The 23051-nt window shown below is 50.4% G+C and carries 18 protein-coding genes and 1 other annotated feature; of the genes, 16 read left to right on the top strand and 2 right to left on the bottom strand.

The annotated features are described in order from the left end of the window. Positions 1-124: 124 nt before the first annotated feature. The 11 genes from lon to DP119_RS07960 all read left to right on the top strand — a co-directional run bounded on the left by lon (position 125) and on the right by DP119_RS07960 (position 15507). A complete protein-coding gene (lon, locus tag DP119_RS08010) occupies positions 125-2452 on the top strand; it encodes an endopeptidase La (RefSeq protein ID WP_112232550.1) in 2328 nt (775 codons plus the stop codon). Continuing rightward, positions 2449-3030, top strand: a complete 582-nt coding sequence (gene yihA / locus DP119_RS08005; RefSeq protein ID WP_112232548.1) for a ribosome biogenesis GTP-binding protein YihA/YsxC — start codon at positions 2449-2451, stop codon at positions 3028-3030. Before lon ends, yihA begins: the two co-directional genes overlap by 4 nt. Positions 3031-4144: 1114 nt before the next feature. After that, entirely contained in the window at positions 4145-5527 is a 1383-nt protein-coding gene (gene hemA, locus DP119_RS08000) for a glutamyl-tRNA reductase (RefSeq protein ID WP_112232546.1), read from the top strand. Positions 5528-5690: 163 nt separating this feature from the next. After that, positions 5691-6521: a cytochrome C assembly family protein gene (locus DP119_RS07995; RefSeq protein WP_112232544.1), complete on the top strand. Its 831-nt coding sequence runs from the start codon at positions 5691-5693 to the stop codon at positions 6519-6521. Between the two features lie 18 nt (positions 6522-6539). Then, complete coding sequence (gene hemC / locus DP119_RS07990) at positions 6540-7469, top strand: hydroxymethylbilane synthase (RefSeq protein WP_112232542.1); 930 nt, start codon at positions 6540-6542, stop codon at positions 7467-7469. Beyond that, a complete protein-coding gene (locus tag DP119_RS07985; RefSeq protein WP_112232539.1) occupies positions 7462-8148 on the top strand; it encodes a uroporphyrinogen-III synthase in 687 nt (228 codons plus the stop codon). Before hemC ends, DP119_RS07985 begins: the two co-directional genes overlap by 8 nt. Beyond that, complete coding sequence (gene hemB, locus DP119_RS07980; protein WP_112232537.1) at positions 8145-9125, top strand: porphobilinogen synthase; 981 nt, start codon at positions 8145-8147, stop codon at positions 9123-9125. Before DP119_RS07985 ends, hemB begins: the two co-directional genes overlap by 4 nt. Position 9126: 1 nt before the next feature. Further along, positions 9127-10413, top strand: a complete 1287-nt coding sequence (gene hemL, locus DP119_RS07975) for a glutamate-1-semialdehyde 2,1-aminomutase (protein ID WP_112232535.1) — start codon at positions 9127-9129, stop codon at positions 10411-10413. Between the two features lie 425 nt (positions 10414-10838). Beyond that, entirely contained in the window at positions 10839-11906 is a 1068-nt protein-coding gene (locus tag DP119_RS07970) for an AbrB family transcriptional regulator (RefSeq protein ID WP_240616396.1), read from the top strand. Positions 11907-11927: 21 nt separating this feature from the next. Continuing rightward, positions 11928-12145: a binding site (T-box leader), on the top strand. Between the two features lie 81 nt (positions 12146-12226). Further along, positions 12227-14860 (top strand): valine--tRNA ligase, encoded by a 2634-nt coding sequence (locus tag DP119_RS07965; RefSeq protein WP_112232533.1) that lies wholly within the window; start codon positions 12227-12229, stop codon positions 14858-14860. A 197-nt stretch (positions 14861-15057) separates the two neighbouring features. After that, positions 15058-15507 carry a site-2 protease family protein gene (locus DP119_RS07960; protein ID WP_112232531.1) on the top strand — a complete coding sequence of 150 codons (450 nt, stop codon included), beginning with the start codon at positions 15058-15060 and terminating at the stop codon, positions 15505-15507. Between the two features lie 127 nt (positions 15508-15634). On the opposite strand, the gene DP119_RS07955 is transcribed toward DP119_RS07960, so the two are convergent. Continuing rightward, positions 15635-16429 (bottom strand): ATP-grasp domain-containing protein, encoded by a 795-nt coding sequence (locus DP119_RS07955; protein ID WP_112232529.1) that lies wholly within the window; start codon positions 16427-16429, stop codon positions 15635-15637. Beyond that, on the bottom strand, positions 16426-17289 hold the full coding sequence (locus DP119_RS07950) for an ATP-grasp domain-containing protein (protein WP_112232527.1): 864 nt from the start codon (positions 17287-17289) through the stop codon (positions 16426-16428). Before DP119_RS07950 ends, DP119_RS07955 begins: the two co-directional genes overlap by 4 nt. Positions 17290-17361: 72 nt before the next feature. Between DP119_RS07950 and DP119_RS07945 the strand changes: the two genes are divergently transcribed. From DP119_RS07945 to DP119_RS07925, 5 genes are all read left to right on the top strand, one after another. Next, on the top strand, positions 17362-18579 hold the full coding sequence (locus DP119_RS07945) for a bifunctional folylpolyglutamate synthase/dihydrofolate synthase (RefSeq protein ID WP_112232525.1): 1218 nt from the start codon (positions 17362-17364) through the stop codon (positions 18577-18579). 5 nt (positions 18580-18584) lie between these two features. Further along, a complete protein-coding gene (locus DP119_RS07940) occupies positions 18585-20288 on the top strand; it encodes a sensor domain-containing diguanylate cyclase (protein WP_112232523.1) in 1704 nt (567 codons plus the stop codon). 222 nt (positions 20289-20510) lie between these two features. Beyond that, positions 20511-21029, top strand: coding sequence for a type IV pilus modification PilV family protein (locus tag DP119_RS07935; protein ID WP_167399205.1), 519 nt, complete (start codon positions 20511-20513; stop codon positions 21027-21029). Continuing rightward, complete coding sequence (locus tag DP119_RS07930; RefSeq protein WP_112232519.1) at positions 21029-21487, top strand: prepilin-type N-terminal cleavage/methylation domain-containing protein; 459 nt, start codon at positions 21029-21031, stop codon at positions 21485-21487. Before DP119_RS07935 ends, DP119_RS07930 begins: the two co-directional genes overlap by 1 nt. 10 nt (positions 21488-21497) lie before the next feature. Beyond that, positions 21498-23030, top strand: coding sequence for a hypothetical protein (locus DP119_RS07925; protein ID WP_112232517.1), 1533 nt, complete (start codon positions 21498-21500; stop codon positions 23028-23030). The last annotated feature ends 21 nt before the right edge of the window (positions 23031-23051 follow it).

The raw sequence follows: 23051 nt of genomic DNA, 5'->3' as shown, positions 1-23051 counted from the left end.
ATCGTGCACATCCGCGCGTATGGGGGTCAGCCCTTTTTTCACGAAAAAAGCACCAGTCTTCCAGATGGTTGGCGCAGACTGACAGAGAGAAAGAGAAAGAGAAATGACGGAGGTGCACTTACTTATGGCGAAGAAAAAAGTGACAAAACAAGTTCCGCTCTTGCCACTCCGCGGGCTGCTCGTCTTCCCGACGATGGTCCTGCATATTGATGTCGGCCGGGAGCGTTCAGTAGCAGCGCTTGAACAAGCGATGATGGATGACCAGATCGTCTTTTTGGCGACCCAGAAAGACATGGCGGTGGAACAGCCGGACAAAGATGATTTGCATAAAATCGGTACATTGGCTTATGTCAAACAGATGCTGAAATTGCCGAACGGCACGATCCGCGTACTGGTGGAAGGCCTTGAACGCGGGCAGTGGAACCAATACGAAGACGGGGAGAAATTCACGCAAGTGGAGGTGACCTCGTTCCCGGATGAGCCCGAGCGCGATGCGGAACAAGATGCCTTGATGCGCATCTTGCTGGAGCAGTTCGAAGTCTTCGGCAAAGGCTCGAAGAAAGTGACGACCGAAACCTTCAATACGGTAGCGGATATCGAAGAACCTGGCCGCTTGGCGGATATGATCGCTTCCCATCTATCGCTGAAATTGCAGGCGAAGCAGGAAGTGCTCGAAACTTTCGATATCACGAAGCGCCTTGAATTATTGATCAGCCGCCTGCATAACGAGCAGGAAGTGGCGGACATCGAGAAACGCATCAACGACCGCGTGAAAAAAGCGATGGAACAGACCCAAAAAGAGTTTTATCTCCGTGAACAGATGAAAGCGATCCAAACCGAACTGGGCGACAAGGACGGCAAGGGCGCGGAAGTGGCAGACCTGAAAAAACGCATCGAGGAAGCCGGCATGCCGGAAGCGACCGAGAAGACGGCGTTGAAGGAATTGGACCGCTATGAGAAATTGCCTTCCGCCGCGGCGGAAAGCGGCATCATCCGCAATTACATCGAGTGGCTCGTGACGATCCCATGGTCTGAAGCGACAGAGGACCGCCTGGATATCAACTATGCAGAAGAAGTGCTGAACCGCGACCACGATGGCCTTGAAACGGTAAAAGAACGCGTGCTTGAATACTTGGCCGTCCAGCAGATGACCAAATCGCTGCGCGGGCCGATCCTATGCCTCGTCGGGCCACCGGGCGTCGGGAAAACCTCGCTTGCCCGTTCGATCGCCGATTCGCTCGACCGCAATTTCGTCCGCATCTCGCTCGGCGGCGTGCGCGATGAATCCGAAATCCGCGGACATCGCCGCACGTATGTCGGCGCAATGCCGGGGCGCATCATCCAAGGGATGAAAAAAGCAGGCACCGTCAACCCGGTATTCCTGCTTGATGAAATCGATAAAATGTCCAACGACTTCCGCGGCGACCCTTCGTCAGCGATGCTTGAGGTATTGGACCCTGAACAGAACAATTCTTTCAGTGACCATTACATCGAAGAAAGCTATGATCTGTCGAATGTGCTGTTCATCGCTACCGCCAATGACCTTGGGTCGATTCCAGGGCCGCTGCGCGACCGCATGGAAGTCATTTCGATCGCGGGCTATACAGAACTCGAAAAGAAATTGATCGCCAAAAACCATTTGGCGCCTAAACAATTGAAAGAGCACGGCTTGACGCCAGAGCAATTGGATTTCAAAGAAGAAGCGTTCGTCTCCATGATCCGCTATTACACGCGGGAAGCCGGCGTGCGCGGCTTGGAACGCCAAATCGCTTCCGTCTGCCGGAAAGTCACCAAGCAGATCGTCTCGAAAGAAAAAGAACAGGTGACGGTGGGGGCGGAAGAAGTCGAGAACTATCTCGGCAAGAAAAAATTCCGCTACGGCGTGGCTGAAAGCGAAAACCAGATCGGCGTGGCGACAGGCCTTGCCTATACCGCAGTCGGCGGCGATACCTTGCAAATCGAAGTATCTTTATCAGCCGGCAAAGGCAAGCTTCAATTGACCGGGAAATTGGGCGACGTCATGAAAGAATCCGCCCAGACGGCATTATCGTTCGTCCGTGCACAAGCAGAAGAGCTGGGCATCGACCCGAATTTCCAGGAAGCGCATGATATCCATATCCACGTGCCGGAAGGAGCCGTACCTAAAGACGGCCCATCAGCCGGTGTGACGATTGCGACAGCGCTTGTTTCAGCACTCACGAAGCGGCCGGTGCGCCGCGACGTCGGCATGACAGGGGAAATCACGCTGCGCGGACGCGTCTTGCCGATCGGCGGGTTGAAGGAAAAAACCTTGAGCGCCCACCGTGCAGGATTGAAGACGATCATCGTCCCTGCGGAAAATGAACGCGACCTCGACGATATTCCGGAAACGATCCGCGAAGAATTGGAATTCCACCTCGTCAGCCAAGCGGAACAAGCGCTTGAAATCGCGCTGGAAGGAGCAAAAGAATGAATGTCAATAATGTAGAACTGGTGATCAGTGCCGTGCGTCCCGAGCAGTATCCCGAAACCGAGCTGCCGGAATTTGCGCTGGCCGGGCGTTCGAACGTCGGAAAATCATCGTTCATCAACAAAATGATCGGCCGCAAGAGCATGGCCCGCATTTCATCAAAACCCGGCAAAACGCAAACCTTGAACTTCTACAAAATCGAAGAAGATCTGTTTTTCGTCGATGTCCCGGGTTACGGCTATGCTAAAGTGTCGAAAAGCGAGCGTGAAGCGTGGGGCAAGATGATCGAAACGTACATCACGGGCCGCGAGCAATTGCGTGCCGTCGTCCAGATCGTCGACCTGCGCCATCCGCCAAGCGCGGATGACCGGATGATGTATGATTTCATGAAGCATTACGGCATTCCTTGCATCATCATCGCTACAAAAGCGGATAAGATCCCGAAAGGCAAATGGGACAAGCACAAGAAAGTTGTCCGTGAAACACTTGATATGGAGAAAGGCGATCCATTGATTGTCTTCTCTTCAGAAACAGGCCTTGGCAAAGATGCCGCCTGGCAGGAAATCGAAAAACGCATGTAAACAAGCAGGCAATTCACCTGACTGGCTTGAAATAAAACAGGGCCCGGAAAATCAATGATTTTCCGGGCCCTGTTTTTTGTTTTGCAAATAGTAACCAGCTGAAATATATGGACGAGATAATTAGATAAGTGAGTGAGATAGATTGTTTTTTGTAGGGTTCGTCGCGAGATAGCCGCCTCCCGCTTGGGGCATGCCTCCCGCAATAAGCCAAGAAAAACACTTGACTTACTGCGACGGCTCGCCCGTATGCGTGGTTCGGCTCTTAGATTTCACTGGATATTGCGTGTGATGACGTGTCATTGTCAGTTGGTTTCATCCGCTGATAGGGACACTTAGCTGGACTTGATAGTAAAATGAATTGTTCATTATTGCGCGCATCTCTGAGTAGTCGCCTCCCGCTTTGGGCATGCCTCTTGCAATAAGCCGAGAAGGGCACTCGTCTTATTGCGACGGCTAGCCCGGGTGCGCGGTTCGGCTTTTAGATTTCATTGGATATTGCGTGCGAAGACGTGTCACTGTTCATTGTTTTCATCCGCTGGTATCGTCGCTTAGCTGGACTTGATAATTGTAGAGAAGTTCTGTGATCAGTTCAATTTGAATTTACGAAGAAGATTAAAGTTTTTCAAGCTTGCTTCAGTGTATGATGAATTATATTTCCCCTCTAAAACTAGAGATGGAGCGGAAGGGAGGCGACGCCGGAGGGGCTGCGCGGGCTGGCGAGACAAATGTGCCGCGTACTTTGGCACATTGGCTCAACACCCGCCCCTCGGCAAGCGTCCTCCCTGAAGCGAAATCTCCACCACATATACTGCCTATTTAATTTTGATAATATACATATCTTTTTCCTAATTCAACACTATTCATTGTGCATAAGTTCACAGTCAATTCCGACTACAAGCGTTATACTTGTTACGCTATAGACGCTTTGCTAGAATTGAAATTAGGTTAAGTTTAGAATGATTATAAAGTGGAGTTTCCACAGTGGAAACCCCTGTATGGCAAAGGGAATTTCAAGCAGGTTCATGCCTTGTTCACAAAATCGCAGGCATAATCTGATGGAAAAGTGGTATACTTAGGGAAATGAAATATTGAACGCGAAAGGTGTTTTAAACCCATGCATACACTCGTAGTCGGGGTCAACTACCGTTCAGCGCCTGTATCGATCCGCGAGAAGCTGTCGTTCATCGAAAGCGAGCTTCCGCGAGCGATGCAAGCCCTGCAACAACAAAAAAGCATATTGGAGAACGTTATCGTATCGACATGCAACCGGACGGAGATCTATGCCGTCGTGGACCAACTGCATACCGGGCGTTTTTATGTGAAGCAATTTTTGGCTTCCTATTTCGACATTCCGATGGAGCAATTCTCCCAGTATTTGTTCATCCATGAACAGGACGAAGCGATTGATCATTTGTTCCGTGTCACTGCCGGAATTGATTCGATGGTCCTTGGCGAGACGCAGATCCTCGGCCAGGTGAAATCGAGTTTCCTGGCAGGCCAGGAAATCGGCACGACCGGTACCGTATTCAATCAATTGTTCAAGCAAGCGGTGACGCTGGCGAAACGTGCGCACAATGAAACGGCGATCGGCGAGAATGCCGTATCGGTTTCCTATGCAGCGGTCGAGCTTGGCAAGAAAATCTTCGGTTCATTGAAGAACAAGCATGTCGTCATTCTCGGGGCAGGGAAGATGGGCGAACTCGCCATCAAGAACCTGCAAGGGAGCGGGGCGGACCGCATCACGGTCATCAACCGCACTTTCGAGAAGGCGGAAGTGCTGGCTGATAAGTTCGGCGGGACGGCGAAACCTTTGAATCAATTGCAATGCGCTTTACTCGAAGCGGATATCCTCATTTCATCCACCGGGTCGACGGATTTCGTCATCGATCTCGAATTGATGCAATTCGTCGAGAAGCTCAGAAAAGGCAAGCCGTTGTTCATGGTCGATATCGCAGTGCCGCGTGATATGGATCCGCGCATCGGCGATCTTCAGAATGTCTTCTTGTATGATATCGATGATATGCAAGGCATCGTGGAAGCGAACCTCGCTGAACGCGAGCGTGCGGCAAGACAGATCGCAGGCATGATCGAGCAGGAAGCGGACCAGTTCAACGACTGGCTCGGGACACTCGGCGTCGTTCCGGTCATTTCCGCATTGCGCGAAAAAGCGCTCACCATACAGGCGGAAACGATGGAAAGCATCGAGAACAAAATGCCGGATTTGACGGATCGCGAGAAGAAGATCCTCAACAAGCACACGAAATCGATCATCAACCAATTGTTGAAAGAGCCGATTTTGCAGGCGAAGGAAATGGGCACGGCGAAAAAATCGCGCGAACAGCTCGAATTGTTCATGCAGATCTTCGGCATCGAGGAAGAAGTCGAAGAGCAGCGTGAAAAACAAGCGCTTGCGACGCGCCAGAAAGCGGAGCGTGCACGCCTTGAAAAGCAGCAGGAATCGCTGCAAGGGCAAGAAAGCCCAGGCTATACAGTATAAAATCACTTCCGGTTTGCCGCGGGTTTCTGCCGGCTGCGGAGAAAAGTGACCCAATCGGACCGCGAAAGCGGGATAGAGCTATCTTATAATGAGGCGTTTTCGAATCTATATGTTAAAATGTAGAGGCGAAACGCCTTTAATTATGGAAACGAAGGGGAATAGGATGGCTGATATAACAATGGCAAGGCTGCATGAAGCTATGGTTATACTATATGCTATCAGCCTTGTCTTTTATTTTGTCGATTATTTATATACTACGAAAAAAGCCATCCGGATCGCCATGTCACTTCTTGGGGCCGTGTGGTTATTGCAGACCGTGTTCCTGGTGCTCTATATCATCGAGACGCAGCGCTTCCCGGTTCTGACTTTGTTTGAAGGCATTTATTTCTATGCGTGGCTGCTGGTTACGCTATCGCTCGTCCTGCGGATTTTCTACCGTTTCGACTTTGCGGTATTTTTGATCAACATCATCGGATTCATCTTTATGGTTATCCATACATTTGCGCCGGTCCAGATCGAACGGTCGCCGGTCGGGGAAGCATTGGTGTCGGAACTGTTGTTCATCCACATCACATTCGCCATCCTGTCCTATGCGGCATTTTCGTTATCGTTCGTCTTTTCCGCATTGCACCTGATCCTGTACCGGCTGTTGAAGCAGAAGAAATGGACAAAGCAATGGAGCAGCCTGCCATCACTCGGGCAGACCGAACAGGGCATGACGATTTCGATCCTGGTCGGGATTCCGATGCTGTTCGTCTCGCTTGTCCTCGGCTTTCAATGGGCAGTCGTATCATTGGAGGAATTTTCCATATTGGATGTAAAAATCGTGGGTTCGTTCATCCTGCTGGTCGTCTACAGCTTCATCCTATGGCGGCATCGGCGGGGGAACTTGAATGGCATGAATTATGCCTGGGCCCATCTGTATGCGTTTTTGATTTTGCTGCTTAATTTCTTTTTTGGCAGCCGTTTATCGGAATTTCATTTTTGGTATTAATAGAAAGGTAGGATTCAGTTGAGAAAAATCATTGTAGGGTCAAGAAGAAGCAAGCTTGCGTTGACGCAAACCAATCAATTCATCGAGAAAATGAAAGCGGCAGGTGCGCCGTTTGAGTTCGAGATCAAGGAAATCGTCACAAAAGGCGACCGCATCCTGGACGTCCAATTGTCGAAAGTGGGAGGCAAAGGGCTTTTCGTCAAGGAAATCGAGCAGGCGCTTTATGCCAAGGAAATCGATTTCGCCGTCCACAGCATGAAAGACATGCCGGCTGTTCTTCCAGAAGGATTTGTCATCGGCTGTATCCCGGAGCGTGAAGACCCGCGCGATGCGTTCATCGCCAACGATCATGTGAAATTGATGGACTTGCCAGTCGGCGCCGTCGTGGGCACAAGCAGCCTGCGCCGCAGCTCACAGCTTCTTTTGCTGCGCCCGGACCTTGATGTCCAGTGGATCCGCGGAAATATCGATACACGCCTCGCGAAGCTCCATTCCGGTGATTTCGATGCCATCATCCTGGCAGCAGCCGGACTTAAGCGCATGGGCTGGGGCGATGACATCGTCACTGAATTCATGGATACAGAAGACTGCCTGCCGGCGATCGGCCAAGGCGCACTGGCCATCGAATGCCGCGAAGACGATGAAGAACTACTTGCGGAATTGGCGAAAGTGAACGATAAAGAAACAGAATTGGCCGTTACGGCTGAGCGTAAATTCCTGAAGGACATGAACGGCAGCTGCCAAGTGCCGATTGCTGGCTATGCAACGGTTTCGGGCGAGGAAGTGTCCTTTACCGGATTGATTTCTTCACCGGAAGGCGACCAAGTGTATAAAGAATCAGCGGCAGGCACAGACCCGGTTGAAGCGGGCCGCATCGTCGCTGAAAAAATCAGTGCGCAAGGCGGATACGACTTGATCCAGCGCGTCATCGCCGAAAGCAATGTGTAAGAAAAAACCGCTCATCATTTTTACCGGCAGCCGCCTGCCGAAAGAAGCGGCGGAATTGGCGCGGGAAAAAGGCGCGGACGTGGAGTATCTGCCATTGATCGAAACGGTCTTGAGAAACACGGACGCGCCGGATTTCAGCCGTTACGGCTGGCTCATTTTCACGAGCCGCAACAGCGCCGAAGCTTTTTGCAAGCTGCATCCCGAAACGGATGCAAAAATAGCGGCTGTCGGCGATAAGACCGCTGAAATGCTGGAAGAACACGGCTATGCGGTGGACTTCATCCCTTCAACGTTCAGTGCCGATGTCTTTGTCCGGGAATTTCCGGACATCGCCGGCAAGGAACGCTGTTTGTTTGTCAGGGGAGCTCTCGCCAAAGACACGATTCTATCGATGCCGCTTGAAATCGATGAATGGACCGTCTACGATACCGTCAAAAAGAGCAGCAATGCACAAGCGCTCGCCGCGATGTCTGATGTCACGATCATTTTCGCCAGCCCGTCAGCAGTTTCTGCCTACCGGGAAGCGGGCGGGAATTTCAAGAACATCAAGACGGCCGCCATCGGGCATATTACCGAAAGAGCCATCATGGAAGCAGGCGGGGAAGTTCATTTCCGCCCTGAAACCTATACTTATCTTGAAATCATCCAGACAATAGCGAAAGGAAGTTGCAGCTTATGAAAGACTTGAAATTCGACCGCCACCGCCGTCTGCGCGGTTCTGCGAATCTACGTGCAATGGTCCGTGAAACCACCGTACAGAAAGAGGATTTCATCTACCCGATTTTTGTCGTGGAAGGCGAAGACTATAAAAAGGAAATCTCCTCGATGCCTGGCGTCTACCATTATTCAATCGACCGCCTTGGCGAGGAATTGGATGAAGTGGTCGAACTCGGCATTCCGTCCGTCATCCTGTTCGGCGTGCCGAAGGACAAAGACCCGGTCGGTTCGCAAGCGTATCACGACCACGCAATCACACAGGAAGCGATCCGTTTCGCGAAGCAGCGCCATCCTGAACTCGTCGTCATCGCGGATACATGCTTATGCCAATATACGGACCATGGGCATTGCGGCGTCATTGAAGACGGCGTCATCCTGAACGATGAGTCGCTCGACCTGTTGGCGCGTACGGCTGTGTCCCAGGCGAAAGCCGGGGCAGACATCATCGCGCCATCTAACATGATGGACGGGTTTGTCGCAGCGATCCGCTATGGCCTTGATGAAGCAGGATTCAGCCATATCCCGATCATGTCATACGGCGTGAAATATGCTTCCGCTTACTACGGCCCATTCCGCGAAGCGGCACATTCGACTCCGCAGTTCGGCGACCGCAAAACTTACCAGATGGACCCGGCAAACCGCATGGAAGCGCTGCGTGAAGCATCGTCCGATGTCAACGAAGGCGCAGATTTCATGATCGTCAAACCCGCGCTGTCCTATCTCGATATCATCCGCGAAGTGCGCGATAACTTCGATATCCCGATCGTCGCTTACAATGTGTCGGGTGAATATGCGATGGTCAAGGCAGCTGCCCAAAACGGCTGGGTCGATGAAGAGAAGATCGTCCTTGAAACATTGCTCAGCATGAAACGTGCAGGAGCGGATATTCTGATGTCGTACCACGCAAAAGATGCGGTACGCTGGCTGGAGGGGAAATAACATGGGATACGAAAACTCTAAACAAGCATTCGAAGAAGCGAAAACATTGATGCCGGGCGGCGTCAACAGCCCGGTTCGCGCATTCAAATCGGTCAATATGGACCCGATCTTCATGCAATCCGGAAACGGCGCGACCATTACGGACATCGACGGCAATACGTATATCGATTACGTCTTGTCGTGGGGCCCGCTGATCCTTGGCCATGCGCATCCTGAAGTCGTAAAAGCGATCCAGGAACAAGCGACGCTCGGAACGTCATTCGGCGCGCCGACGGTCCTTGAAAATGACATGGCGAAATTGGTACAGGAACGCGTGCCGTCGATCGAAATGATCCGCATGGTATCGTCCGGCACGGAAGCGACGATGAGTGCGCTTCGTGTGGCGCGCGGCTATACCGGCCGCAACAAGATCCTGAAATTCGAAGGCTGCTACCACGGCCACGGTGACAGCTTGCTGATCAAAGCGGGATCGGGGGTGGCGACACTCGGCTTACCGGACTCACCAGGCGTTCCGGAATCAGTGGCGAAAAACACGATCACTGTTCCTTATAACGATCTGGAGAGCGTCCGTCTGGTGTTCCGCGAATTCGGCGAAGATTTGGCGGCAGTGATCGTCGAGCCGGTCGCCGGCAATATGGGCGTCGTCCCGCCAGCTAAAGGCTTCCTTCAAGAGCTGCGCAACTTGACGCATGAAAACGGCACCGTCTTGATCTTTGATGAAGTCATGACCGGATTCCGCGTCGACTATAATTGCGCACAAGGCCATTACAGCGTCACGCCGGATATGACTTGCCTCGGCAAAGTCATCGGTGGCGGATTGCCTGTCGGTGCATTCGGCGGCAAACGCGATATCATGGAGCAAGTCGCACCGAGCGGCTCGATCTACCAGGCGGGCACATTGTCCGGCAATCCGCTCGCGATGCGTGCAGGCTATGAAACCTTGTCTCGTTTGAACGAAGCGAGCTACGAGACATTCAATGAACGGGCAGACCAGCTCGAAAAAGGCTTCCGTGAAGCGGCGGAAAAGTACAATATCCCGCACACGGTCAACCGTGCCGGTTCGATGATCGGCTTCTTCTTCACCAATGAGGAAGTGACGAACTTCGAGACGGCTTCCACTTCCGACTTGAAATTGTTTGCGGATTACTACCGCTTGATGGCGGAAGAAGGCATCTTCCTGCCGCCGTCCCAATTTGAAGGCATGTTCCTGTCGACTGCCCATACACCTGAACATATCGAACGCACCGTTCAAGCATTCCATAATGTGTTTGCGAAACTAGCGAGATAAATGAAATAAACCGTCCTTGAAGGCCATTATGAATGGCTTTTGGGGGCGTTTTTTTGTAGTTGAGTTAAATTTTAATCATGGCTTGTACATTAATAATAGAGAGTGTGGGGTTTGGAGATTGCGCTTCAGGGGCACGCTTTCCGGAGGGCTCGCATTGAGCCGCTTCGTCACTACGTTCCTGCAGGGTCTCAATTGTCTCGCTATTCCTCCAGGAGTCGGCCCCTTCCGCTTCATCTCCGTATGTAAAATAAACCATATCGTTGTTTTATTCAGAGTTTGATTTTATTATGTACATACCATGATAAAAAAGCTGATTCGGAGTTGCTTCAATCGATATTCTCGAATCTAATACGCTTCAATATTTTTGAGAAGTTCATTTTCTGTCTAATAGTCTGGTAATATAAAACTAATGGATATTTTAATTAGTGAAAGTTGGTAAATCATTGAAACGTTTTCTTGTAACTTTGGCCATCGCGCTTGGCGCCGGCTTTTTGTTCAGCTTGACCGGCTTGTTCCTGCCTTGGCTATTGGGCCCGATGGCGGCCTTTCTCATCCTGCGCCAAATGACGGATATGAAATTCCACTGGCCGAAAGTGTTCCGCACGCTCGGCCTGCTGCTTCTCGGCGTACAGATCGGCGCGGCGTTCACCCAGGAGTCGGTATTGCTGATGGTGGCGGACCTGCCCTATATGTTCATCATGACGCTCGCGGTCGTGGTATTTTCCTTGGCACTCGGCTTGCTGTTCCAGCGCATGACGCGCGTGACGATGTCGACGGCTTTGCTCGGTTCGATGCCGGGCGGACTGTCGCAGATGGTGTTGATCTCCGAGGAAGTGAAATCCGCCAATGTGACGGTCGTGTCGGTCATGCAGACCTTCCGCATCCTGCTCATCGTCTTCACCGTGCCCTTCGCTGCAGGTTTCCTGTCGGGGCGCGCGCCCAGTGAAATCACGGAGGCGGGCTTTCGGTTCTCGCCGTATGCTTTTGGCATCGCGCTTGTCTTCGGTTATGTATTGTATTGGATCATGAAACGCATTTCATTTCCGGCGCGTGAATTGATGGCGCCTGTACTTGCGATGGCGGTCGTCCAGACTTTGACGGGCAGCGATCTTGTCGACCTCCCGAATTTGGTCATCATCATCGCGCAAGTGCTGATCGGGACGCATCTCGGCTTGTCGATGGAAAAGCTCGGCGATTCCATGGACGGCCGGATTGCGGGGGCGGTTTTCCTCAATACGGTACTGCTCATCGCATTTTCAGCGGGGCTTGCCTACGGGCTGGAGCAACTATTGCCGGATTATCTATTCCTCGACTTCTTCTTAAGTGCCGCTCCCGGCGGCATGGCGGAGATGACGATCACCGCGCTCGAAGCGGGGGCGGACGTGCCGCTTGTGACAAGTTTCCATCTGTTCCGGCTGTTCTTCATCCTGCTCGTCGCGGCACCGGTCGTGTCGTACTATGTGAAAAAGCTTGACGCTAAATCGGGCTATTGAGTACAATAAGCTTAACAGGATATTGATGCGTTGATGAGGATAGTAAAGTGTCAGGGACATTTCAGAGAGGGAGCCGGGTGGTGAGAGGCTTTCATGTCCCGCATTTGAATGTCACCTCGGAGCAGTTGCCGTGAAGCGAGTAGCGGGAACCGGATGCGAATCCGTTATCGAACTTGAGAGCCAGGCGAATTCTGCCTGTGTATAAAGGTGGTACCGCGAAAAACTCCTTCGTCCTTTACGAGACGACAGGAGTTTTTTTGTATTCATTTTCAAGTTCGACAGTAAAACGAGCCGATTTTTGGCCAAGAGGAGGAATTTGGATGAGCAAGCAATTATCAACGAAATACGAACCGCAGGCAATCGAACAAGGGCGTTATGACTGGTGGGTGGACAATAAATTCTTCGAAGCGCAGCCGGAAAGCGGCAAGACGCCATACACGATCGTCATCCCGCCACCGAACGTAACGGGCAAGCTGCATTTGGGGCACGCCTGGGATACGACTTTGCAGGATATCATGACACGCATGAAGCGCATGCAGGGCTATGACGCTTTGTGGCTGCCTGGGATGGACCATGCCGGCATCGCGACACAGGCGAAAGTCGAAGGCAAGCTGAAAGAAGAAGGCCGTTCACGCCACGATATGGGCCGTGAAGCGTTCCTTGAAGAATCATGGAAATGGAAAGAGGAATACGCAGGCCATATCCGCCAGCAATGGGCGAAGCTAGGCTTAGGTCTCGACTATTCACGCGAGCGCTTCACTTTGGACGAAGGCTTGTCGAAAGCGGTACGCGAAGTATTCGTCAAACTATACGAGAAGAAATTGATCTACCGCGGCAAGTACATCATCAACTGGGACCCTGCAACGAAAACGGCGATCTCCGATATCGAAGTGATCTACAAAGACGTACAAGGCGCGTTCTACCATATGCGCTATCCACTGGCGGATGGTTCCGGGCATATCGAAATCGCGACGACACGGCCCGAGACGATGCTCGGCGATACGGCGGTCGCGGTTCACCCGAAAGACGAGCGCTATCAGCATTTGATCGGCAAAAAAGTCATCCTGCCGATCATCGGCCGTGAAATCGAAATCGTTGCCGACGATTATGTCGACCGCGAATTCGGGAGCGGTGCCGTGAAAATCACGCCTGCGCACGACCCGAACGACTTCGAGATCGGCAACCGCCACAATCTGGAGCGCGTGCTCGTCATGCACGAAGACGGATCGATGAACGAAAATGCCGGCAAATACGAAGGGCTCGACCGCTTCGAATGCCGCAAAGCGATCATCAAGGACCTCCAAGACATGGGCGTCCTGTTCAAAATCGAAGAGCATCTTCACTCGGTAGGGCATTCCGAGCGCAGCGGTGCTGTCGTAGAACCCTATTTGTCGACGCAATGGTTCGTGGACATGCAGCCGCTCGCAAAAGCGGCGGTCGACAGCCAGAAGAGCGAAGATGGCGTCAATTTCGTGCCGGACCGCTTCGAGAAAACCTACCTACACTGGATGGAAAATATCCGCGACTGGTGCATTTCCCGCCAATTGTGGTGGGGACACCAGATCCCGGCCTGGTACCATAACGAAACCGGCGAAATCTACGTCGGCCACGCTGCACCGGCCGACGCTGAAAACTGGACACAAGACGAGGACGTGCTCGATACGTGGTTCTCATCCGCCTTATGGCCGTTCTCGACACTCGGCTGGCCGGAGGAAAACGATGAGTTGAGCCGTTACTACCCGACCGATGCACTGGTGACGGGTTATGACATCATCAACTTCTGGGTATCGCGCATGATTTTCCAAGCGCTTGAATTCACTGGCGAAAAGCCGTTCAAGGACGTGCTCATCCACGGCCTCGTGCGCGATGCGGAAGGCCGCAAGATGTCGAAATCACTCGGCAACGGCGTCGACCCGATGGATGTCATCGAAGAATTCGGCGCAGACTCCTTGCGTTACTTCCTGGCAACAGCTTCATCTCCTGGACAGGACCTGCGTTACTCGAACGACAAAGTCGAGTCCGTCTGGAACTTTGCCAATAAAATCTGGAATGCCTCGCGCTTTGCGATGATGAACATGGAAGGCATGGAGCACAAAGATATCGATTTGTCCGGCGAAAAATCGGTAGCCGATACGTGGATCTTGACGCGCCTCAACGAAACGATCGAGCAAGTGACAAGCCTTGCGGAACGCTATGAGTTCGGGGAAGTCGGGCGACTGCTCTATAACTTCATCTGGGATGATTTCTGTGACTGGTACATCGAAATGGCGAAATTGCCATTGTATGGGGAAGACGAACAGGCGAAAGCGATGACGCGTTCGGTGCTCGCTTATGTGCTCGATAACACGATGCGCCTATTGCACCCGTTCATGCCGTTCATCACGGAAGAAATCTGGCAAAACCTGCCGACAGAAGGCGAATCGATCACGATCGCCGCTTGGCCGGCAGTGAACGCTGAACTTAGCGACAATAAAAAAGCTGATAGCATGAAGCTATTGATGGACGTCATCCGTTCTGTCCGCACGATCCGCGCGGAAGTGCAGACGCCGATGAGCAAGAAAGTGCCGATGACCATCAGCGCGAAAGACGAGACGACGTTGTCGGTGCTCGAGGAAAACGCAGCGTATATCGAACGTTTCTGCAACCCGGAAACCTTGACGATCGGCCTCCATATCGAAGCACCGGAGAAATCGATGTCTGCTGTCGTATCCGGAGCGGAATTGTTCATGCCGCTTGAAGGCTTGATCGATATCGAAGAAGAATTGAAACGCCTGCAAAAAGAACTCGACAAATGGGCGAAAGAAGTCAAGCTTGTCCAAGGCAAGTTGTCGAACGAACGCTTCGTGTCGAAAGCACCGGAAGCGGTAGTGGCAGAGGAACGCAAGAAAGAAGCGGATTACCTCGAGAAGCACGCAACCGTCGAAAAACGCATGGAAGAATTGAAGAACCTGTAATAGGAAAAAGCGATTCCCTTGAGAGTGGGAATCGCTTTTTTCGTTTGTGATAAAGGGTATTCGAAAGCTGTACATAAAATACAATGAAACCTCTTTCGTTATTTAAACGTACAATTACTTCAATAGTCTTTTTACGTGTTGAAACAGGCAAGTTAATTGGATTCATAAGGCATACCCATCGAAAGGGATGTGGAACAATGGATTTTATCTTGAATTTTTTTATCATCGCTTTATTCATTTTTCCTTTTATAACGCTTATTCATGAATCGGGCCACGCTTTTTTCCTTAAATTGTTTGGGGGAGCAATAAACGAATTTACCATAGGCATGGGTGAAGCAGTGTGGAATAAGAATCGATTTATAGTAAGAAAAGCATACTTCGCTGGAGGCTGGGTAATCCCGCGAAATCTAGATTTATTGAGCAAATACCAAAAGATCATCTATTTTTTGGGAGGCGTCATTTTCAATTTGTTATCAGCATTGGTCCTGGATTCAATCACTGGGTATGAGTTCGGGACATTCAGAAATTATATAGATAGTTTTATTTTTGTATCATATTTAAATGTCCTTATTAATCTTATTCCTTTCGTCTCAATTAATGGCCGGAGTGATGGGAAACAAATAATAGGCGTTTTAAAAGATGCCTAGAGACTAATTCAGCATCGGCTAACTACTTCGGCGAAGAGAAAAGCATTCCGGTTTAAATGGGTTTGTTTATGATGCTTATCTTGTTGCAACTGAAAAAGCGATTCCCAGTAAATGGGGAATCGCTTTTTTAGTTCCGGTCATTCTCGCGGAACGGGTAGTTTTCTTCCAGTTTCATGAAATGCCTTGCCAATAGTTCTGCGATATTGTCTTCATGCGTTTGATAAAAGGAGCGGGCGCCGACCGGGTCTTCGATTTCGTTGAACAGATGGCGTCCGTCGTCCAACAGCAAGAAGTCGATGCCGACGTAATCACTGTTCAAGGCTTGGGCGATTTTTTCGACATCTTTCCGCTGTGCGGAAGTCAATTCGAAGCGCTCGGCGGAAGCCCCGAGCGAATAATTCGCCTTAAAGGAATTTTGTGCGCGGCGTTTGACCGCGCCGACGATTTTCTGGCCGATAACATATGCCCGGACATCGGCGGTATGCGGAACGGCGGGTTGATAAAGAAGAGTGGATTCGGTCTCAGGCATGTCCTGTCCCGATTCGACGAGCCACACTTCCGAGCCGCCGTGGCCGTCCGCGCTTTTTGCGATGTACGGGTATGGCGGAGCCGATCGATACGTCGGAATCGTCGGGAGGCCAAGGACTTGGAAAAACTGATAGCTCTGCCATTTATCGTTGGCGATGCGGTTCACTTCCGCACGATTGATGAGCCGTGCGCCCTGGTCTTCCAAAAAGCGCGCAGCGCGCGGCTGTCTCGTCCGGAAGAAGACCGATTGGCCTTTCAGGCGCGCTGATAATTTTTCCAGACCCGCCTCGCTCCAGTCATCCCATGTGAGCAACTCAATCGAACAAAAGCGCTTCAGTTCATCGATAAACCCTTGATTTTGCTGTGCAGCCGCTGATTCATACAAAACGATCATGCCAAATCCTCCTGGATATAGCGGATCATCGCATCCCCGACATTGACGCCTGTTACATTGAGGATATTGCGGATATGTGCAGCGGCATTGACTTCACAGACGAGCGGCTGGCCGCCGGGGCCGTATAACAAGTCGACACCGGCAAATACCGCCCCGACAGCTTGCGCCGCATCCAATGCGAGCTGTTGTTGCTGTCCAGTTAATTCGACTGGGAAGGCGCGGCCGCCGTTCGTGATATTCGCACGGAAATCGCTATCGGACTGGCGTTTCATCGCGGCAACGATCTTTCCGCCGACGATATTGACGCGGATATCGCGCCCGCGGCTTTCCGCGATGAACTCCTGGAACACATAATCGATGCCGGACAGGCTTTCGACTTTTTCGTAAAATTGCTCTTCCGTTTCGATCAAATACACCTTCATGCCGAACGATCCGTGCCCTTCCTTAATGATCATCGGCAATCCGAGTTGATCCAAGACGCCTTCAAAATAACCCGAATCCCGGATGGTGAAATTCGGGTAGACTTTCGGTGCGACGATCGTCTTCGGCATCGGGATATTTTTTTCTGCCAAGCGGATGTATTGCGTCGCCTTGTTGTCGCACAGGTCGATGATCGCAGGGTCGTTATAGACTGGGACACCTCGGCTCTTCAGGAAATAGCCGAGGAGGATGTCTTTATCGAGCAGCACCGCAAAATCCGGAAACTCTTGCTGTGCAGAGAGCGACATTTGGATTTCGTAATTTTTCTTGATTTCCACTTGTATTCCTTGGCGCTCGGCCGCTTCGGCCATCAATTGCGCCTGGTCTTGAAATTTATCGGAAACGAGGCTTCCGTTATAGATCACCCAACAACTCAGCATTTCCATTCCACCTTCATGATATACTCATACGTAAAAAGTGTATCACGTTTACTAGAGAAAAGAGGCTGGAAAATGATCAATGGCTTAGCGGAATATAAAGAGAAATGGAATATTGCAACGGACAATGCGATTAAACCCGGATTGGATGCGATCCGTTCGGCACTCGGTGAACTCGGGAACCCGGAAACCGAAGGGCATTTTGTCCATATCGCGGGGACCAACGGCAAAGGCTCGACCGCTGCGATGCTATCGGCAATATTGCAGGCGCACGGGAAATCAGTCGGCACATTCTACTCACCGGGCATCATCGACCTACACGACCAGATCCAGATCAACGGCGAGCCCGTTTCACCGGAAGCTCTGGGCGAAGTCATGCGGGAGCTGTCGAAAATCGAGACACCGCTCACTGATTTCGAATTGCTGACGGCTGCCGCCTATGTGCATTTCCGCAATCAATCGCCTGATTTCGCGATCATCGAAGCGGGGATGGGCGGGCGCTTTGATTCGACGAATGTCATCGATCCTGAAGTCGCGATCATCCCATCGATCTCCAAAGAGCATACGAATTTCCTGGGGGAAGAAATCAAGGACATCGCCTACCACAAGGCAGGCATCATCAAAAAATGGCGCCCTGCCATCACGGGGCCGCTTGAAGGACAGGCGATGCAGGTCATTCGTCAGGAAGCGAAAAAGCAGCATTCCGACTTGATCGTGCCGAAAACGCCCTACCAGGGGAAGCTCTCATTAAAAGGGGCACATCAACACTGGAATGCGCAAATCGCATTGGAAGCGGCAAAGGAACTTCTCGGCACCGGATATGATGCACAAATTGCGCAAGACGCTTTAGCGACCGCCACGATCCCTTACCGTTTCGAGGCTTATGCGGAAGGCTTGATATTCGATGGCGCCCATAATGAGGCGAGCATCGACGCGCTCGTCGAAACGATCCAAGCGGAATTTCCGGGCAGAAAAGTCCGCATCGTCATGGGGATGCTGAAAGATAAAGCGTATGAAAACGTGTTGCGCAAGCTGGAAACGACCAGCGGGCATTTCGTTTTTATCGACTTCGACAACCCCCGGGCCTTGCCGGCTGAAAAATTATTTTATGCCAGTAACAGTAAAATAAAGACAATTAAAAATATTTATGATATATTACCTGTTAATGGATACAACGAAGTGACTATAGTCACGGGATCTCTTTACCTCCTTTCGACCCTGAAAAGGCCCGATTTGCCTTTTTTGGATCATTTCTCAAAAGGAGCGAAACAGCTTGAATCCCCCGAGGAGTAGATGTCATGAAAGATAGCCGAAAAAGAAAACCGCTGTTATGGGCGCTCTGGGCGTTGATCGTTCCTGCCGGTTTGTATATTGTTTACAGACAGTACCCTCCTGAGGTGCTGTTTGACTGGGAATTATTGGCGTTCATCGCATTCGCTGTATTGACGTCTTTATTGCCGCTCAATATCAATGGCACACCGATGTATCTCGTGCAATGGGTGACCATTGCGGTGTTCTTGAAATATGGGCTATTTGTCGAAATCCTCGTTTCCCAGCTGACGATGCTCATCCTGTTATTCCGCACGCGAAGCGCATCTCCCCGCACTGAACGCTTTCCGTTCAACTCGCTCATGTTTTTCGTCTTGTCGGCATTTACCGGCCTGGTGTTCTTCTGGGCTGGCGGCCGAATCGGGTCGGTGGAGTTTTCGCATATCGTCCTGTACGGCCTGCTTTACCAGCTTGTCTACCTGATCGCGAATCATCTGTATTTGCATGTGGATGATGTATTGATGAAAACGTCGAAATCGTTCATCACGCTCGATACGATTTGGGATTTCCTCATCACGCTATTGGTCTTTCCGTATGCCATCACGCTCTATATACTCGAAACATCGATCGGGATCTATGCCCCGATGCTGCTCGGCTTGCCGTTCATGGTCATGACCGTCGTGCTGCGCCTCTACAACAGTTCGGAGAAAATCAATATCGACTTGAAAAAAGCCGGCAATATCGGCCACCAGCTGGCCGACCGGCTGACGCAGAATGAAGTGATCGACCAATTCGTCGAACACGTGGCCACGATGTTCAAAACCGATTACGCCTATGTCATCGATTACCGCGACAGCCAGCTGCTCGTCCTGCGGACGTTCGAAGACGGGAAGTTTGTCGAAATGGACATGCCGGCCATCCCGTATACGAAAGGAATCGCGGGGCAGGCCATTGCGTATAACGCGCCGCTATTGTTCGGCAAGAAAAGGCAATGGGCAAACCTTGCCACAGTCCAGATGAGGCAGGACATCGAGAGCATCATGGCGACGCCGATTTCGAGAAACAATAAAATCGAAGGCGTCTTGCTCGTCGGGTCGAGAAGGCCCTTCGCTTTTTCCGAGAACCAATTGCAGATCATGGAAATCCTCAGTACCTATTTCGCCGTCTCGCTTGAAAAAGCGGGCTATATGGAGAAAGTCATCGCTAAAAGCGAGCGCTGCGGCTTGACCAAACTCTATAATTACCGCTACCTCGACGAATCGCTCGAAAGCTGCATGAAACAAATCGAAGCCGGCACCTTGAGCCAGCTGTCGCTCATCATGATGGACATCGACCATTTCAAATCCATCAACGATACATACGGCCACCAGAGCGGCAATGAAATCCTCATCCAGCTGGCAGATTTATTGAGGGAGGCGGTTGGCGAGGAGGGCACGGTCGCGCGCTACGGCGGGGAGGAATTCGTCGTCTTGCTGCCGCATTACAGCAAAGAACTGGCCTTGATCCTCGCAGAAAACCTGCGCAAGGAAATCGCCGGCCGCGCATTCAAGATCCAGCAGAGCATACAGAACGAAAAACAAGCCGATGAACTCCACATCACCATGAGCATCGGCGTTGCATCCGCCCCTGAAGACGCGGAAGACGGCACCGGCATCATCCGCAACGCCGACCGCGCACTTTACACGGGCGCCAAGCAAGCGGGCAGGAATAAAGTTGCAGCCTACACAAAATAAGGCTACAGAACGGCATTTGCCGATTCTGTAGTCTTTTTCTCTTATGAAATATGGGAATAAAAGCTAAAGTTTTATTAAAAAGTATAGATTATCCTGTAAAAATACCGTGTCAAATAACAATAAACATGTAATAATAAAGGCGTAGTGCGATTTGGATAGAAAGACTGCACTAAAAGGAAATTCCTAACAATAAATTATACGAAATTAGGGGGAATGCTGGAAATGAATAAGCTGAAATCACAACAAGGCTTGACTCTCGTCGAAGTGTTGGCGGCGCTCGTCATCCTCGGCATCGTCTTCGTCGGCATCATGACCGTATTTCCCCAAATGACCTTGTTCAACAACAAGACCGAAGCGAAACTCGACACGATGAACTTGGCGAGGCAGGAGATGGCGGTAATCGCTAATGCGGACTGGCTGGGGGACCGCGACGAAGCGGATCCGGTCATTTATGAAAAATTCATCGATAAATACGAAACTACAATGAACGGTTTGAATTATACGAAAGTTTCAAAGGAAAACGGTTATGCGCGATTCGAAAAGCAGGATGGCTACACATACGAAGTGGAACTTGCACTCGACTGTACCCCGTTTTTGACCGAGACAGAAACCAGTCTCCTTAAATGCGATGACCCTACGCTTGCCCAATTGCATAAAATGCACTTGAAGATTTATGAGGGCGGCAGAGTCAGCAGTGAGACATACGGATACCTCCAATATCGCGTAGAGGAGCAAAACTGATGGAGAGGCTCGATGAAAAGGGAGTGAGCCTTGTCGAAGTGCTTGCGGCGCTTCTTCTTGTATCCATCATCGCGACTGCAGCATGGACGGCGTTATCGATTGGAATGAAGCATACGACCGCGGAAACTAGCAAAACGGAAATCCAGCAGGACGCCAATATCATCATCACCAAACTATCGGCTGCCCATCGCCAAAGCGATGAGTACTCAATAAAATTCGAGGGCGGGCAGTTGATGTTGAAGGTGCCTGATGCTACAGGGGCGGAAGTTTTTGAACGGGTGCTCGACAAAGAATATGACTACACTGGCACCATCATAGACGGGAATTCAGACTTAACTGCCGAAACTTTAATCGAACCAAAGAAAAATCATGCCGATATTAAATTGGTACTAACAAAAAACGGCCGAAGTTTGAGCATCCAGACGACTTTGACACGCATCCGCACTGACCGGCCATAGGAGGCGCAATATGAAAAATGTAAAGAACGAAAAAGGCTATGCGCTTGTCATCGTCCTGCTCATCATCGTGCTGTTCATGAGTTTAGCCGCGACATTCATGGCCGGCTCCTTGAATCACGCCAAACAGGAAAAAGTCGTCGATACCGGAAATCAGGCAGTAGCGGCCGCAGAAATGGGAACCATCTATTATAGTTCGGATTTTGAACGTGAACTGAAATTGTTGAAGGAAGAAATGCAGCAAGAAACCCAACTTAGGTTGAATGAGCTTATTGCTTGTATTGAACTGCCGCTTGGCGCGACCTGCGACAGTGAATTGGAACGTACAGCCTGGGAAGAAGATATCGACCAAGATATGAAAGAGCTATACGTTCAAAAAATTCTCGAAAAAAGCAATGAGCTAGATGAACTGAAACTGGCAGGTGAGGAAGTGCCGTTTGCGGGAGAGCAGTTACAATATCACGTAAAATCAGCCTCTGCAGTGAAATTGAATGCTTCTCAAAATGACGTCGACGATCTGCACATAATCGATAAAAACGTGAAATGGGTAAAAATCGAGTTAAATGTCGAAGGGCGGGCAATCGACAATCAAAAAGAACTAACCGCAATTTTCCAAGTGGAGATTCCGGACAGTTTTCTGGATGCTACTGAAACCCGAAAAATCAATACGGTCGTCATTGCTGAAGATGAAGATTTAACTTATGACAAGGTGTTTTCAATAGACCCACCGACCATTTCATGCGAGGAGCTCTTAACGGCAGTGCGAAACGACACAGCTAAAGTGCCATACGAATGTAAAGCGAGCAGCACAGAAACGTTAAAAGATTTTCTGGAATCTTTGGATGACGACATGGACCCGAAAGATTTTCGTGTTTACACAGACAATTATGTAGGATTTGTATGCAAACCGAACTGTAATAATACCGACTTTCAAGGCATAAATATCGTGGTGAATCAAAATGATGTAGGGGCAATGAACAATATGAATAATTTGGTTAATGCCAATTTGTTCGTAAATGGCAAGTTGTCAGTAGGAAACAACATCATCAACCTCGGTAAAAATGGAGAAAAGCAAACTATCGTTGTGAAAGAACTTGATGTCGACGTCAACTTAAAAAATATGTTCAATACAAACTTTTTAGTTCTCGGCTATAAAGAAGAGGATAGATATGCGCGACTTGAATGGAAGAATCATATCGAAGTATCGAATCATTCGAACTTTTGTTTAGACATCGACCGAATTAACGAAAATGATTTACAGAGGCTTGGGCAAGAAGTGACATTTTCAGACAGTGGGCATTTAATATACTATTCATCAGATACAAATAAAAAGTTTGAATTGCTGAATGCTCAGGACCAACATCGGATGGTTAATGTAAATGGTGAACAAAAAACTATGACCAGTATCTATGTAACTGGATTCAATGATTATTCAACATTCCTGGAAAACTGCGGCATCTCGATGAAAGAAAGCAAGATTGTCCCGATCGATGTCTCGGTTCCAGAGCCGATCGGATCCGGCTTCGGCCTGGAAGTCGAGTATTAATGAAGAAATGAGCAAGGTGTA

Source organism: Planococcus maitriensis (genome assembly GCF_003289925.1).
Taxonomy (GTDB): domain Bacteria; phylum Bacillota; class Bacilli; order Bacillales_A; family Planococcaceae; genus Planococcus; species Planococcus maitriensis.
The sequence above is the reverse complement of the archived record's forward strand: the minus strand, read 5'-3'. Positions and strand labels throughout refer to the sequence as shown.